This window comes from Polyangium jinanense, from assembly GCF_028435265.1.
GTDB classification, from domain to species: domain Bacteria; phylum Myxococcota_A; class Polyangia; order Polyangiales; family Polyangiaceae; genus Polyangium; species Polyangium jinanense.
In genome coordinates this window covers 37769-51097 of the sequence record NZ_JAGTJK010000066.1, presented here as the reverse complement: position 1 = coordinate 51097, position 13329 = coordinate 37769, and the positions used below count along the sequence as shown (strand labels likewise).

The window sequence follows — 13329 nt, the reverse complement described above, 5'->3', positions numbered from 1 at the left end:
ACGCGAGCGGCGACGCAGGCCCGGCCCCGGGCCCCGGCGACGTTCACGAGCACTTCGCGCCGATCGGGGCGCCGCGCGAAAGTCGCCTCCCTTGTGCCTCGAAGGCCCCCGCCACTGTTCGCGGCCCCCCGTAGATCCCGCGTCTTTTGGCGCCGTGCCGCACCAACCATCACACTGTAACCCGCCTCTCTGTTTAGCCTGCTTCCGCCTCCGGTCCGGGGCTGCGTCGTGTTCCTGTGTTCCCGCCCCTTAAGGGGGCGGGGAACACGGAACACACGCCCCGGCCCTACCGGAACGCCAAGTGGATCACGCAGAACCACGGGAGAAACACGCAGGACCACACCGCCACACGAACCGAGCACCGAGCAGAAGAAAACCGACCACGTAGGGGCACACACACACGACCTTGCCGCCGTGTTCCTCGGATCACGCAGGATCACGCAGAACCACGGGAGAAACACGCAGGAACACGACCGACCGACCCTAGACCCGGGCCCCCGCGCGCCGGTAGCCTCCGCGCTCGACCATGAGCACCGACCCCGACCACGACGACGCCCCCCCGCCCGATGATGCTCCGCTCTCCCCATCGCTACGCGGCCCCGACTTTCCCCCGCCCGAGTGGGCGGCTGACTGGACGGACGAAGCGCGCGCCAAAGCTCTAGGCGTTTTCGCCGGCATTACCGACTGGTACAGCCGCGCAGCGACATCCTACGCATTCGCCCCGACCCCCCACCGGCAGCACCGTGACCGCTTCGTCAAGCTCGCGCGCATCATGCGCGCCGCGCTATTCGCCCACCTGACCGACGACAACGAGTATTTGCAGGCTTCCGCGGCGAAGGCAGCAAACTACCTAAAAGAAAAGGAGGGGGCCGACGCCCGAGGGGCCGGCCTTGTGGTCATGGGCGGCGACGTCATCCCCCATCCAGCCGATCAGAAGCGGTCCCTCTTGCAGTTCATTGCAGGCAGCATGTACCTGTGGTCGCACCATATCGACGATTACGCGGCCAACGAAGAGGACGCCGCAAAAGTGCTGGCGAGCGAGTTGGCCGCCCCCATTGTTTACAAGTTTTTTGATCTGTACGCGGACGGAATCGATCCGCAGCGCCGAGCCGACGAGAGAAGCGTGGGGGTGGTCCAAGGGGCGATCCAGGCAAAACTACTCCGGACGCCGCTCGGCGAGTGGATACGACCGCAGACAATATGCCGCCTCATATTCGACGTGCTCGAGGCATTGGGGCATAAGAACCCCAAGAGCTTCATCTCAATTCTCGAGAAAGACACCGACCCTGCCACGGTCTATTTCCACCTAGACGATGACGAACGCGCGGTGATCGTCTCCGAGGATCCGGACGGCAACGAGGGGCATGTCCTCGTCTTCGGTCCGCGCGACGAGGAAGCCGAGTAACGCGGCGCACCGTCAAGGATCGGTAGAACGGGTGAGGGCATTCTACCGACCGCGGTAGAACGGCAGGCACCGTTCCGCCGTTCAGGGCTTCTTTTCGTGCGTGGTGCTTCGCTCCGCGCACCATGCGGCAAGCACAACGCTCCACAATTCCCCGGGCCCAAGGCGTCACCCCGCCGGATGACGTGCGCCAAGCCCTCGGCGCTCTCGTGTCTGCCATCGGCGAGCGGGCGGCCCTCGATCGCCTCAACATCAGCCGCCAAACCCTGGCACGCGTGACGGGCGGCCTTCCCGTGCGGATCGGGACGCTCGTCCAGGTTCGCCAGCAGCTACAGGCGCACGCGGGGCAAGGGGGGGCCGATCATGGCGCCCGTTGACCCCCTGGTAGAAGCCGTCCGACCCTTGGCCGCTGCACTTCTCACGGCCTTTCGCGAGGAGACGGCGAAGCTCGCCAAAGGCGACGAGGGACCGCGCTACTACGACAGGAAGTCGTTCCCGTGGGGCGAACGGGCATTCGAGCGGCTCACGGGGCAAGGCAAGATCCGGAGCTTCAAGGCGCCCGACGGGAAGACGATCCTTGTCCTGCGGGAAGAGGCTCACGCGTTCATCGAAGCGCAGGAAGGCGCACGGCCCCGAGCTCCCCGCCCGCCTCCCCAGGCGCGCGACCTCGCGGCGGTAGACGTGAACGCCTTGTCACCGGCCGAGGAGCACGAGCTAGCAATGCGACGGCACGCCGAACGCAAAGACGGATCACGGAGGCGCAATGGGCCCGCAACTCGACGCAGCCCTTGATTGCGCCCGTAGAGGCTGGCCTGTCTTCCCGCTGCACGGCGTACGTGTCGACGGCGAAGAGACCTCCTGCACGTGCGACGACGGGCCGAAGTGCAAGCACAAGGGACGCCACCCGCGGCACGATGACTACCTGAAGCGGGCCACGTCCGACGAGACCGCAATTCTTGGATATTGGACGACATGGCCGGACGCCCCGATCGGCCTTCCTACCGGCGCAGCGTCCCGAATCGTGGCGCTGGAGATCAACATCGGCCAAGGGGGCGATCAGGCGTTCCTCGCTGCGGTGGAGGAGCACGGTTCGTTTCCCGACGTCCCGCGGATCGACACGACAGACGGCATACTGTTCCTATTCAGCGCGCCACAAGAACCGATCCCGAAGCGTGCCAAGGTGGATCATGGCCTCTACGTGCGTGGTGATGGCTCGTTCGTCGTGCTGCCGCCATACCGAAGCGCGGACGGGGCGCCGTGTGAATGGCCTACGAGCGCCGACCCAGATGCACTGGCCCCCGCGCCGTTGCCGCCGTGGATGCTCCACAAGGCAATGGGACGAGCACCGACCCCACCGGAGCCGATGACAGCACAGCGCGCGGAGCCTGCCCGCGCGGAGGTGGCGAGCGCGCCAGAAGGCCCCCGGATCCAGTGGCTCGACACGCCGGACATCTTCGCGCCGTTGCCTCCGATCAAGTGGATATGCGAAAAAATGCAATGGGCTCCCGGCCGGCCGCCGTTACTCGCAGCCTACGGGGCATCGGGCAAGACGATGATCATGCAGGACGCCCTCGTCTCGCTCGCGGCGGGACGCCCGCTATGGGACGCGGTAGACTTCACGGTTCCGGGGCCTCTACGGGTCGGACACCTCGATTACGACCAGGGCGCCTGGGCGACACGGAGGCGCTATCAGCGTCTCTGCGCTGGCAAGGGCATTGATCCCAGGGACATTGCTTATCGTCTGCGTGTGTCGTCGCTTGCTCGGATACCGCTGACACACGCGAAAGCGGTGGATATCTTCTGCCGTGCGCTCGATGGCCTGGACTTCGTTCTCATCGACGCCCTGCGGGGCCTGATCGCTGGCGTCGACGAAAACGACTCCCGCGTGCGCGATGAGATCGACAAGCTCACCCTGATATCGGAGAAAACCGGCGCGGCGATCGTCTTGATCCACCACCAAGGCAAACCGCGCGATAACGACAACGGAGACGCGCGGCTCGGGCTGCGTGGTTCGTCTGGGATCTTCGACGCGTGCGGCTCCGTGTTCACGTTGCAGAGCAAGCCCGACGAGCCGGCCCGAAGGCTCGTCCACGTCAAGCCCGCGGCCGAGTCCACCGGAGGGCTGATCGAGCCCTTCTACCTCCAGTTTGAGGACGTCGCGATCGGCAACGATCCCAAGGGAGGCGTGCGGGTCGTGTACCGGAGCGCGGAGCAGGACCAGAAACAGAAACAGAAGCACGATCCGAAGTTGGAACGCCTGATGCGCAAGGTCCTGGCATTCGTGAAAGACCATGATGGATGCTCCGCGCGGACGCTTGTGGCCGGCGTCGAAGGCAGTAGTGAGAAAGTCTACGGCGCCCGTGACGAACTGAGGCGGCGCGAATATCTGCGGGTCGACAGACCGAACGAAAAGAACAAGCCCGTCTGTCACTACATAACCCCTGCCGGCCTCGCGTGGTTGGCGGGTGAGGCTCCACCGGCCACGCCAGGCCCCGCAGACGCACCCGAACGCGAGCCCATGTAGCAGGCGAGCGGCCCGCACGCGGCCCCAGGACGCCCGTGGACGCGTCCGGGCAACGAGCGACGCGCGGACATGCTCCCCAGGCTCGCGAGGCTCACGACGGGCGAACCACGCGGCGAGGAAGGCCCTACGGGTCCGGCCCCCTCGTCAGGCACCTTGACGCCGGCCCTCGCTTGTGTTCGCCTGTACGGGCAGTAACAAAAAGCGGGGCCCGCCCGGTGCTGAACACGCCGAACGGACCCCTGAGCCGAACCCCGACTGAGACGAGGTTTGACCTATGGGCACCATAGCGCCCACGTGGGCGAGATCCAGCGTTTTTCCATGCGCGGAGGTCCTGTAATATGGGCCGCCGTCGCACTGGTAATGTTTTGCTCGAGGGCAATCGCTACGTTGCGCGCGTCCTTCTGGACGGTCGCTACGTGCGGATCCACCTCTCCCCAGGCATGTCCGAAGCGCGCGCCCGTGAGTCTGCGCAGTTCTACACAGACAATCCCGACCGGGCACGCGCGCGTCTTGAAGAGCAGGCGCGCGAGCGTAGCAGCGCTGCGCCCATTCCGAAGGGCGAGACCTTCGCAGAGTACCTCGAACGGTGGCTGAAAGACCGCGACGAGCGCGGCTACTCGAACGTAGGAAGCGACCGTTCGGCGTTCAAGCTGCACGTCCTGCCGCACATCGGCACAAAGCCGATTACAGCGATCACGCGTGGAGACCTTGAAAAGCTCGTGCAAGCCCTCGACGGGCAGATCGCCCGAAAAGAGTATTCATGGCAGAGCGTGTCGAAGCTATGGCTTGCCGTCGGAAAGCTCTTCAAGGATGCGTCTGCCTCCAAAAACCTCGCGCTGCGCGTGCGCGCGGATAACCCGGCGCTTGGCATCACGCCCCCCGACCGGGGGACCGAAAAATCCAAAGCCTACCTCTACCCGGACGAGTTCCTGAAACTCGCATCGTGCGAAGGGGTAGACCTGGAATTGCGGCGCCTCTACGCGCTCGCGATATACCTCTATTGCCGCGTCTCGGAAGTGCTGCAACTGAGGTGGACAGACATCGATCTCGATCACGGCGTCGCGCACATCCGGCGCAGCTACGATCGCCAGCGGAAGCAGGAGAAGGGCACGAAGGGCAAGCGCCCGCGCGGCTTCAGGATCGAGCCGAACCTGCTCCCCTTGCTGCGCGTGCTCTACGCGGAGCGCGATGACAGCGGGTTCGTGATACGCGTCCGAAATTGGGCGATGGCCCGGCGCTTCCGCAAGGCCCTGACGAGGGCCGGAATCACCCGGCCGGACCTCTTCATCGCCGACGAGCTCCACAAGCGGATCACCTTCCACGACTTGCGGGCTACGGGATGCACTTGGATGGCGCTCCGCGGCGACACGCCGCACGTCATCATGCAGCGCGCGGGGCATCGAAACTTCGAGACGACGATGCTCTACATTCGCGAGGCGGAGTCGGTGACGGGCAACGTCGGCGAGCCCTTCCCGCCGTTGCCCGCCTCCCTGCTGGGCTCGACCGTGGAGCGCCCGCGGACGAGCGGGAATTTGTCGGGGAATCTGTCGAGGGTTCCGCGCAGCGTGCGCGAAACCGCTGGGATCATAGGGCAAGGGAAGCTCGGCCTATATCCTTTTCCAGGATGTGATGCGCCTGGTAGGACCCTTCTAACCCCCGCGTGAACTCGCGCATCACCTCATAAGCGCCGATCGCGCCGTTCTGCTCCAGCCCGTGCGCGATGTCCACGCCGTACCGCTGGGCAAGGAGCTCCGCCGTCTCCTTGGACAGCTTCTCCGCCCCCTCGATGATGAGCGGCGCCTTCTTCGCGCACGCCTCTTCCAGCTTCTTGGCGAACTTCTCGGCCTGCCCGACGAGCACCGCGGACGCGACCTGCGTGAGGGCCGCCGCGGCCTGGACAATGGCGCTATCGACGCCGTCCTCATCGTCGCCGCCGATGATGCCGAACCGCTTGCCGTCCTTGCGCGCGAGGTCGTGGTTGAACTCGCCGTTGAGCATCGCGGAGGCGATCGTCAGCTCGCGGACCATCCGCTCGATCGGCGTCAGGGGCTTCGCCTTGCCTTTCCCGTTCCCGTTGCACCCCTCCTTCGTCTGCGCGCACGGGACCGCGCTCACGAGCGGTCGCCCTTGCCCGTGCTGAAGCTCGGGCAGCGCTCCGCCCCGATCCACCAGCGTGCAATGCTCGTCCACGCACTTCGGCGGATGCACCTCGTCCCGCTTCGGCAAGGTGGACGTTGACGGCAAGAGCGGCTCGTTCGACAGCACGCCTTCGGGCGGAGGCGGCGCGGGCCGCGGCTTCTCTGGCGGGCGCTCTGGCATCTTCTTCACGCCCGGCGGCACGGCCTCGACTTGTTCATCCTTCGTCGGCGGAGGCTTCGGCGTCTCCGAGGCTTCGGCGGATGTGGAGGCTCCCGCCTTGTTCTCCTCGGCCGAGGCCTTGGGCGGGTCCTTCGCCGGAGCTGGCTTCGGTCGCGGCGGCGGCGCGGGACACTTCAGCTTGTTGTACGGAGGCGGCAGAAACCGTACGTTTCCAGGCGGCGCATAAGGGTCGTAGGCGAAGGTCGTGAGGCCGTTGGTCTTGGCCGTGAAGACCTGCCAGCTCTGGGTCATCACGGTCGCGCTCCCCGACAGGGCCCACTGGTCCATCTTCGGGTGCCCTGGGAGCCGTACACAGACGCGGATCTCCGCGCGGGCGACCGTCGGCACGCACAGAACGAGAAGGGTCAACGGCAAGCACCAGGCGAAGACGCGAGGAAGCATCGGCAGTTCCCGAGGTGAACGCGCCCTCCCAAACCACCCCTGCGGTGATGATCGGGCATGCTCTGGTAGGCCGGCAATGGTGCCGAATGCATGGCAAAGGCGTCAATTTCTCCTCGTATCCCTGCACCGCACGAGGCCCCCTTCCCCCTTGACACGTCCCCCGCCGCCTCGGTTACGTTCCCCACATGGCTACACATCTACGCCCGAATACATCCGCCCAACCTGCCGCCGACATCTGCGCCGCGATCGCGGACGGCCTCGCGAGCGACGAAGCCACGAAGCACCTCGCGCCTCTGTGGGAATCGCTCACGGCCAAGGGCGACGCGCTCGCGGCGGAGGGCCGCAAGCAGGAGCGCGCGCTCGGCCGCGCGCGGGCGCGGCTCGCCGTTGCGGATGCGCAATGGGATCCCGAGGTCGCGTCGTTTGGCAGGGACGTCGTCGACAAGACGGGCGGCCGCCGAGATGTGCCGCCCTATACGCGGTTTTTCAAGGACGTCTCGCCGTCGGCGGCGCAGGCGTTCGGAATTGATCGCGAGGTGAAGCAAGGTCGCGAATGGCTCGACGAGCTCGGGCGGAACCCGGACGAGCCGCTCGCATTGAAATGGTCGCCGCGGCTCGGGACGGTGACGGACAAGCTCGACGACACCGCGAAGGAGCGCGCGAATGGGCTGCGCGCGCTGGCCTTGCAGGGCACGTCGGAGGAGCTTTACGTGGAGGACATCAACCTGGAGCTCGACCGGCTCGAAGGTGACCTGAAGAAGCTCTTCCCGGGGCAACCGAAGCGCGTCGCGGCCTTCCTGGAGCCAACGCGGCCGAAGCGGAAGCGTGAAGCGGGTGACGCGGACGAGGGTCCGGAGGGCGAGGATTCGTGAGGTAGACTGCGCAACTGGGTCGATCGAGGTGTCGAGCGACCCGGTTGCGTGAGGCGCGAGGGGCGATCGAGGTCTCGATCGACCTGGTTGCGTGAGGTGCGAGGGGCGATCGAGGTCTCGATCCACTTGGTTGCGTGAGGTGCGAGGGTCGATCGAGGTGTCGAGCGACCCGGTTGCGTGAGGCGCGAGGGGCGATCGAGGTCTCGATCCACCCGGTTGCGCGGCGCGCGAGGGGCGATCCAGGCGGGGAAAGCGGTTGACGCGTCGGCTGAGGGCCGGCAGGCTCGGGTGAGGTCGTACGATGCGTGGGGCTCCGGTGTTGTTCCTTCTGGCAAGCTGGCTCACGGCCTGTGGAGGGTCCAATGTGACTGCGACCCAGTGCAGAGCCCCCGAGTGGTGTGAGGAGCAGACCCCTCTTTGTCACAACAGTTGCGACCACAAGGGTGCCCAGCGTAGTTGCAACGATTGCTGCATTGAGATGCGTCGTAAGTGCCTCGACTGTGCGCCCAAAGAAGAGATAAATTTCGCTACCTGTGATCGACGCCTCTATCCCAGGAATTGATTATGCGATTCTCGTTCTTCATGATTGCCGCCCTGGTCCTCGCCTCCTGCGGGCGTGCCGAACCCTCCGAGGTCACGCTCGAACTCAAACAGCCCACGCGCGTGAATGGCTGCAACGTCTTCTTGCACCACGCGCTCGGCGGGGAGCCGCTCGGTGCAGATATCACCTACGTCTGCGACGTCCCCGAATCGTTCATCAACGAAAAGAATTGGTGGGGGGACGGCATGCAACCCCCGGCAACCGGCCTGTTGCTGGGTGACTGCCTACGCCTGGGCAATCGATTCTACTGCATGGAGAAGATCGAGCCCGGGAAAGCGGCCACGCTCAAAGCCACCTACGAGATCCTCCACGACCGCCGAATCGACCACCTCCGCCCCATCCGCTAGCCCTCAAAACGCCCCCCGCACCACCACCCCGCCAAACCCCGCCGAAACCACCGGCACCACCGCCACCCCCTTCCTCTCCCCCGCCCTCCCACTCGTCGCGACCAAATAAATCCCCGCCAGCGCCGACCCCACGTGCAGCCCGTACATCACGTATTGCAGCGTGTTGTACGTATTCCCCCGCGCACACGTCTCCCGCATCACCCCCGCCCCCACATCCGCCGACGTCTCCGCCGCCACGCACACGTTTTGCGCATCCGTGAACCTCGCCGCGAACGCGCTCGTTCGGATGGCCTCATTCACCTCGTACACCTGATACGTCGACAGAATCCCGAACCCCAGCGACACCGCGGACACGCCGAGCGCGCTCATCCCCACGACGAACCGTCCATCCCATCCCGCCTTCGCGGGCTCGTCCGCGCGCGCCATGCCCGGGACGACGGTCAGCGTGATGAGCGTGACGAAGGCGGATGCGACCGGGCCGGGCAACGCGATTTTTCTCATGGGCTCCTCCTTCGAGACGTGACAACGGCGCCAAGATGGGCGAGGAGAACCCGGGTTCCATGGCAAGAAAGCTCCTCTTCACGATCTCCTCGTACGCCTACCTCGAGCCCCGGTTCCTCGCGGCCGGCGAACTCGATCGCGGCGAGATCGTGCACAAGACCTTCCCCGACGGCGAGCGGTACCTCCGCGTCGCCGAGGACCCGTGGGGCCGCGACGTCGTGCTGCTCGGCGGCACCCCCACCGACCTCGACTGGCTCGAGCTCTACGACCTCGGCTGCGCCATCAGCACCGGCGGCGCCCGCTCCCTCTCCATCGTCATGCCGTATTTCGGCTACGCGACCATGGAGCGCGCCGTCCTGCCCGGCGAGGTCGTCACGGCCAAGACCCGCGCCCGCCTCATCTCGGCCATCCCCCCCTGCGAGGGCGGCACGCGCGTCTACCTCTTCGACCTCCACACCGACGGCATCCCCTACTACTTCGGCGACAGCCACGTCACCCACCACCTCTACGGCGCCCCCCTCGTCACGAAGCTCATCCAGCGCACGATGGACGGCCGCTCGTACCTGCTCGGCGCCACCGACGCCGGCCGCGCCAAGTGGGTCCAGAGCCTCGCGCGTGACCTCGATGTCGAGCCCGCGTTCGTCTACAAACGCCGCGATCCCGACACCGGCAAGCTCGCCGTCACGGGCGTCAACGCCGACGTGCGCGGCCGCGAGGTCGTCATCTACGACGACATGATCCGCACGGGATCCTCGCTCATCCAGGCCGCCGCGGCCTACCTCGCCGCCGGCGCCACGCGGTGCCACGCCGTCGCGAGCCACCTCGTCCTGCCCCCCGGCGCGCGCGAAAAACTCCAGGCGAGTGGCATGTTCGAGCACATTCTCGGCACCGACTCGCACCCGGGCAGCCAGCAGCTCGCGCCCTCCGCCATCGAGTCCGTCGCGCCGCTCTTCGTCCACGCGATCGAGCGGACGTACCGCATCTGAGAGGCGGGCCCAAATAGGTTGGAGCCTCCGCCGGTTCCGACTAGAACGTCGCCCCGGTGACTCTCGCTGCCGACGAACCGGAAGCCGCCCCCGAGCGGGCCACGCCGCCCCCCGTATCCGCGACCCCGACGCGCTTCGCGAACCTCGCAGAACGCGCGCTCGTCGCCTTGTGCCTCGGGATCATGGCGGTCTTGTTCCTCGACATGCTCACGTTCGGCCACGGGCGCGACCAGGGCATCTACACCCTCGTCGCGCGCGCCGTGGTCGAAGGCGGCATGCCTTACCGCGACGCCTGGGACTTCAAGCCCCCCGGCATCTTCCTGATCTACGCCCTCGCCCGGCTCCTGTTCGGCTCGGCCGAGTGGGGCATCCGCGTGGTGGAGATCGTGGGCCTCTCGCTCATGTCGTTCGGCATGGTCCGGCTCACGCGCAGGTTCTGGGGAAGTGGCCTCATCGGCCTCGTGGCCGCGACGATCGCCGTCTTCATCCACGCGCAGCTCGAGTTCTGGCACACGGCGCAGCCCGAGTCCTTCGGCGGCATGCTCACGATCGCCGCCCTGCTCTGCGTCCCGGCCCTCGGCCCTTCGGGACTGCCCTCGCACGCGGTGACGAAGGCGCGCTCGTATCTCGTCGCCGGGTTCCTCTTCGGGTTCGCCTTCCTCCTCAAGCCGCCGCTCGTGGGCGGCGCGGCGATCCTCGCGCTCCTGCCCGCGTGGTGGGATACGGACGCCGAACAGCCCACGATCGAGCGCCTCAAAGCTGCCGCGCAGAACCTGGTCCGCCCCTCGCTCCTGCTCGCGGCGGGCGGGGCGATCCCGATCGCGCTCTGCATTGCGTGGTTCGCCGCGCGTGGCGCGCTCGGCGATCTTCACCGCGTCCTTTTCGTCTTCACGCCCCATTATACGGCGCTCGGCTGGCACGGCGCGACCGTGACGGGCATGCTGTATTACGCGTTCACGGAGTGGCTCCAGCAATACGGCAGCGTCCCGACCGTGGGATTGCTCCTCGCGCTCGGCTTCGGCATCGGCGCAAAGGAGCGGCCGCTCGTCCTGCTCTCGCTCGGCATCGTGGTCATCCACCTCGTCGGCGTGGCCATGCAGGGGAAGTTTTTCCCGTACCATTACGGCGCCACGTGGCCGCTCACCGCCCTCTGCGCCGCGCTCGGGTATCACGCGCTCTTCCAATGGGCGCGGGCGCGCGGCGCCCTCGGCCTCGCGGGGTTTGCTCTTTTCGTCCTGTTCGTCCCGTTCGGCCGATCGGCCACGAAGGACGTCCCCGGCTCGTTCCTCGTGCGCTCGCAGAAGCGCCTCGCCATCGTGGCCGAGGGGTTCCGTGACCAGCGTGGGCTCGACGAGCTGAATAGCCTCTGCGACGTGAACATCGTGGCGCTGCGGGAGGTCTCGAATCTCCTCCGCCAGGAGGTCCCCACGAATCGCCCCATCTTCGTCTGGGGCTTCGTGCCGAACCTCTACGACATGGCGGATCGCGCCTCCTCGACGCGGTACATCTACGACATCCCGCAACGCGTGCCCTGGGCCAAGGAAGAGCACCGGCGTATTCTCATGGAGGATCTCCGCCATCGCCCGCCCGCCGCGATCGTCGTCCAGCATTACGACATCGTCGCCATGGTCACGGGAGACGGAATGGGCTCGGCCGACGCGCTCACGAGCTTCCCCGAGCTCCAGGCGCTCCTCGAGAATCAATACACGCTCGTCCGGACGATCGACGGATTCGACGTCTACCGGGAAATCGCCCGATGACGGCCCTGGTCCTCGAACCCGGCATCGCGGCGGAGGCGCCTTCCTCGGGCGGGGTGCGGGTCGTCGTCGAGCGCGCGCGGCGCGTCTTTGCCGGGAGCGGCGTGGTGCTCGACGGCCTCGACCTCGACGTCGCGGCCGGCACCTTCGTCGCCCTGCTCGGCCCCTCCGGTTGCGGCAAATCCACGCTCCTCCGCCTCGTCGCCGGCCTCGACCAGGCCGACGGGGGTTCGGTCCGGCTCGTCTCTCCGGACGGCGCCACGCGTCCGCGCATCGCATACGTGTTTCAAGACGCCCACCTGCTCCCCTGGCGCGACGTTCTCGACAACGCAGCCTTGCCGCTCGAACTGTCGGGCGTTTCTCGCGAGGAGAGGCGCGAGCAGGCGCTCGCCGCGCTCCAGCAGGTCGGTCTCGGCGACGCGGCGGCGCGGTATCCGGCGGAGCTGTCGGGCGGCATGAAGATGCGCGTCTCGCTTGCCCGCGCCCTCGTCACGCGCCCGAGCATCCTGCTCCTCGACGAGCCCTTCGCCGCCCTCGACGAGCTCACGCGCCAGAGGCTCGACGATCAACTCCGCGCGCTCTGGCTCGACCTCGGCATGACCGTCCTCTTCGTCACGCATTCGAACGCCGAGGCCGCTTACCTCGCCGAGCGTTGCATCGTCTTCTCCCGCCGCCCAGCGCGTATCCTCCTCGACGCCCCGATCGACCTGCCCCGCGAGCGCGCCGCCTCCCTGCGCAGCGATCCGCGCTTCGCCCGCGTGCTCGGCCCGCTCCAGGACGCGCTCCTCGCCGGGGAGGCGCCATGAAAAGGTCCCTCGCCGCCGCGGCCCCGCCGGTTCTCTCGCTCGTCCTCATGCTCGGCGTCTGGGAGGTGCTCGTGCGCGTCCTCGCGGTGCCGGCGTATCTCCTGCCCCCGCCGAGCCAGATCGCCGCCGCGTTCGCCGCCGACGCGACCACGCTCGCGCTCGCGACCTTGACCACGGCAAAAAGCGCGCTCCTCGGATTTGTGCTCTCCGGCGTGATCGGCGTCCTCGTGGCCGTCGCGCTCTCCGCCTCGCGCCTGCTCGAACGCGCGTTTTACCCCTACGCCGTCTTCCTGCAGACCGTGCCGATCGTGGCCATCGCGCCGCTGCTCGTGTTGTGGTTCGGGCCGGGCGAGCGCGCGGTCAGCGTGTCGGCGTTCATCGTGAGCGTGTTTCCGGTGGTGGCGAACGCGCTCTCCGGGCTGCGATCGGTGGAGCCCGCGCTGCGCGATCTGTTCCGCCTCTACGGCGCGGGCAAGCTCCGCACGCTCGTGCTCTTGAGCTTGCCCTCGTCCTTGCCGAGCATCGTCACAGGCCTGCGCATCGCAGGCGGGCTCGCGGTGATCGGGGCGATCGTGGGTGAATTCGTGGCGGGCTTCGCCGAGGGCACGCCCGGGCTCGGCATCCTCATCATGAGCGCGCCGCGGCAGCTCCGAACCGACCTGCTCTTCGCAGCCGTGCTCTGCGCCTCGGCGCTCGGGCTCGGCTTGTTCGGCGCGACGAACCTCGGCGGCTGGCTCTTGCTCCGGCGGTGGCATCCGTCGGAGAAGAACTGA

At 67.2% G+C, this 13329-nt stretch carries 12 protein-coding genes; 10 read left to right on the top strand and 2 right to left on the bottom strand.

Going from position 1 to position 13329, the window contains the following annotated elements; translation table 11 throughout:
* The first annotated feature begins 526 nt into the window (after positions 1 to 526).
* The 4 genes from KEG38_RS48750 to KEG38_RS48735 all read left to right on the top strand — a co-directional run bounded on the left by KEG38_RS48750 (position 527) and on the right by KEG38_RS48735 (position 5590).
* Entirely contained in the window at positions 527 to 1405 is an 879-nt protein-coding gene (locus KEG38_RS48750) for a hypothetical protein (RefSeq protein WP_272427821.1), read from the top strand.
* Between the two features lie 399 nt (positions 1406 to 1804).
* Positions 1805 to 2194 carry a hypothetical protein gene (locus tag KEG38_RS48745; protein WP_272427820.1) on the top strand — a complete coding sequence of 130 codons (390 nt, stop codon included), beginning with the start codon at positions 1805 to 1807 and terminating at the stop codon, positions 2192 to 2194.
* Positions 2166 to 3926, top strand: coding sequence for a bifunctional DNA primase/polymerase (locus KEG38_RS48740; RefSeq protein WP_272427819.1), 1761 nt, complete (start codon positions 2166 to 2168; stop codon positions 3924 to 3926). The genes KEG38_RS48745 and KEG38_RS48740 overlap by 29 nt, the downstream gene beginning before the upstream one ends.
* Positions 3927 to 4264: 338 nt before the next feature.
* A complete protein-coding gene (locus KEG38_RS48735) occupies positions 4265 to 5590 on the top strand; it encodes a tyrosine-type recombinase/integrase (protein WP_272427818.1) in 1326 nt (441 codons plus the stop codon).
* Here KEG38_RS48735 and KEG38_RS48730 read toward each other — a convergent pair.
* Entirely contained in the window at positions 5511 to 6686 is a 1176-nt protein-coding gene (locus KEG38_RS48730) for a hypothetical protein (RefSeq protein WP_272427817.1), read from the bottom strand. The genes KEG38_RS48735 and KEG38_RS48730 overlap by 80 nt on opposite strands.
* A 185-nt stretch (positions 6687 to 6871) precedes the next feature.
* Here KEG38_RS48730 and KEG38_RS48725 point away from each other — a divergent pair, with 185 nt between their 5' ends.
* Positions 6872 to 7558 (top strand): hypothetical protein, encoded by a 687-nt coding sequence (locus KEG38_RS48725; RefSeq protein WP_272427816.1) that lies wholly within the window; start codon positions 6872 to 6874, stop codon positions 7556 to 7558.
* 564 nt (positions 7559 to 8122) lie between these two features.
* Positions 8123 to 8506 carry a hypothetical protein gene (locus KEG38_RS48720; RefSeq protein WP_272427815.1) on the top strand — a complete coding sequence of 128 codons (384 nt, stop codon included), beginning with the start codon at positions 8123 to 8125 and terminating at the stop codon, positions 8504 to 8506.
* Between the two features lie 3 nt (positions 8507 to 8509).
* Here the strand turns inward: KEG38_RS48720 and KEG38_RS48715 are convergent, their stop codons facing one another.
* Complete coding sequence (locus KEG38_RS48715) at positions 8510 to 9007, bottom strand: hypothetical protein (protein WP_272427814.1); 498 nt, start codon at positions 9005 to 9007, stop codon at positions 8510 to 8512.
* 59 nt (positions 9008 to 9066) lie between these two features.
* Here KEG38_RS48715 and prs point away from each other — a divergent pair, with 59 nt between their 5' ends.
* The 4 genes from prs to KEG38_RS48695 are packed head-to-tail and all read left to right on the top strand — an operon-like array spanning position 9067 to position 13329.
* The gene (prs, locus tag KEG38_RS48710; RefSeq protein WP_272427813.1) at positions 9067 to 9993 is read left to right on the top strand and encodes a ribose-phosphate diphosphokinase; all 927 of its coding nucleotides are present in this window, start codon (positions 9067 to 9069) and stop codon (positions 9991 to 9993) included.
* 56 nt (positions 9994 to 10049) lie between these two features.
* On the top strand, positions 10050 to 11753 hold the full coding sequence (locus KEG38_RS48705) for an ArnT family glycosyltransferase (protein WP_272427812.1): 1704 nt from the start codon (positions 10050 to 10052) through the stop codon (positions 11751 to 11753).
* A complete protein-coding gene (locus KEG38_RS48700) occupies positions 11750 to 12556 on the top strand; it encodes an ABC transporter ATP-binding protein (RefSeq protein WP_272427811.1) in 807 nt (268 codons plus the stop codon). The genes KEG38_RS48705 and KEG38_RS48700 overlap by 4 nt, the downstream gene beginning before the upstream one ends.
* A complete protein-coding gene (locus KEG38_RS48695) occupies positions 12553 to 13329 on the top strand; it encodes an ABC transporter permease (protein WP_272427810.1) in 777 nt (258 codons plus the stop codon). The genes KEG38_RS48700 and KEG38_RS48695 overlap by 4 nt, the downstream gene beginning before the upstream one ends.

Coding starts and splice junctions, on each gene's coding strand:
- KEG38_RS48725 (WP_272427816.1), top strand. CDS start 6,872: ATGGCTACACATCTACGCCCGAATACATCCGCCCAACCTGCCGCCGAC.
- KEG38_RS48720 (WP_272427815.1), top strand. CDS start 8,123: ATGCGATTCTCGTTCTTCATGATTGCCGCCCTGGTCCTCGCCTCCTGC.
- KEG38_RS48735 (WP_272427818.1), top strand. CDS start 4,265: ATGGGCCGCCGTCGCACTGGTAATGTTTTGCTCGAGGGCAATCGCTAC.
- prs (WP_272427813.1), top strand. CDS start 9,067: ATGGCAAGAAAGCTCCTCTTCACGATCTCCTCGTACGCCTACCTCGAG.
- KEG38_RS48700 (WP_272427811.1), top strand. CDS start 11,750: ATGACGGCCCTGGTCCTCGAACCCGGCATCGCGGCGGAGGCGCCTTCC.
- KEG38_RS48695 (WP_272427810.1), top strand. CDS start 12,553: ATGAAAAGGTCCCTCGCCGCCGCGGCCCCGCCGGTTCTCTCGCTCGTC.
- KEG38_RS48750 (WP_272427821.1), top strand. CDS start 527: ATGAGCACCGACCCCGACCACGACGACGCCCCCCCGCCCGATGATGCT.
- KEG38_RS48740 (WP_272427819.1), top strand. CDS start 2,166: ATGGGCCCGCAACTCGACGCAGCCCTTGATTGCGCCCGTAGAGGCTGG.
- KEG38_RS48730 (WP_272427817.1), bottom strand. CDS start 6,686: ATGCTTCCTCGCGTCTTCGCCTGGTGCTTGCCGTTGACCCTTCTCGTT.
- KEG38_RS48715 (WP_272427814.1), bottom strand. CDS start 9,007: ATGAGAAAAATCGCGTTGCCCGGCCCGGTCGCATCCGCCTTCGTCACG.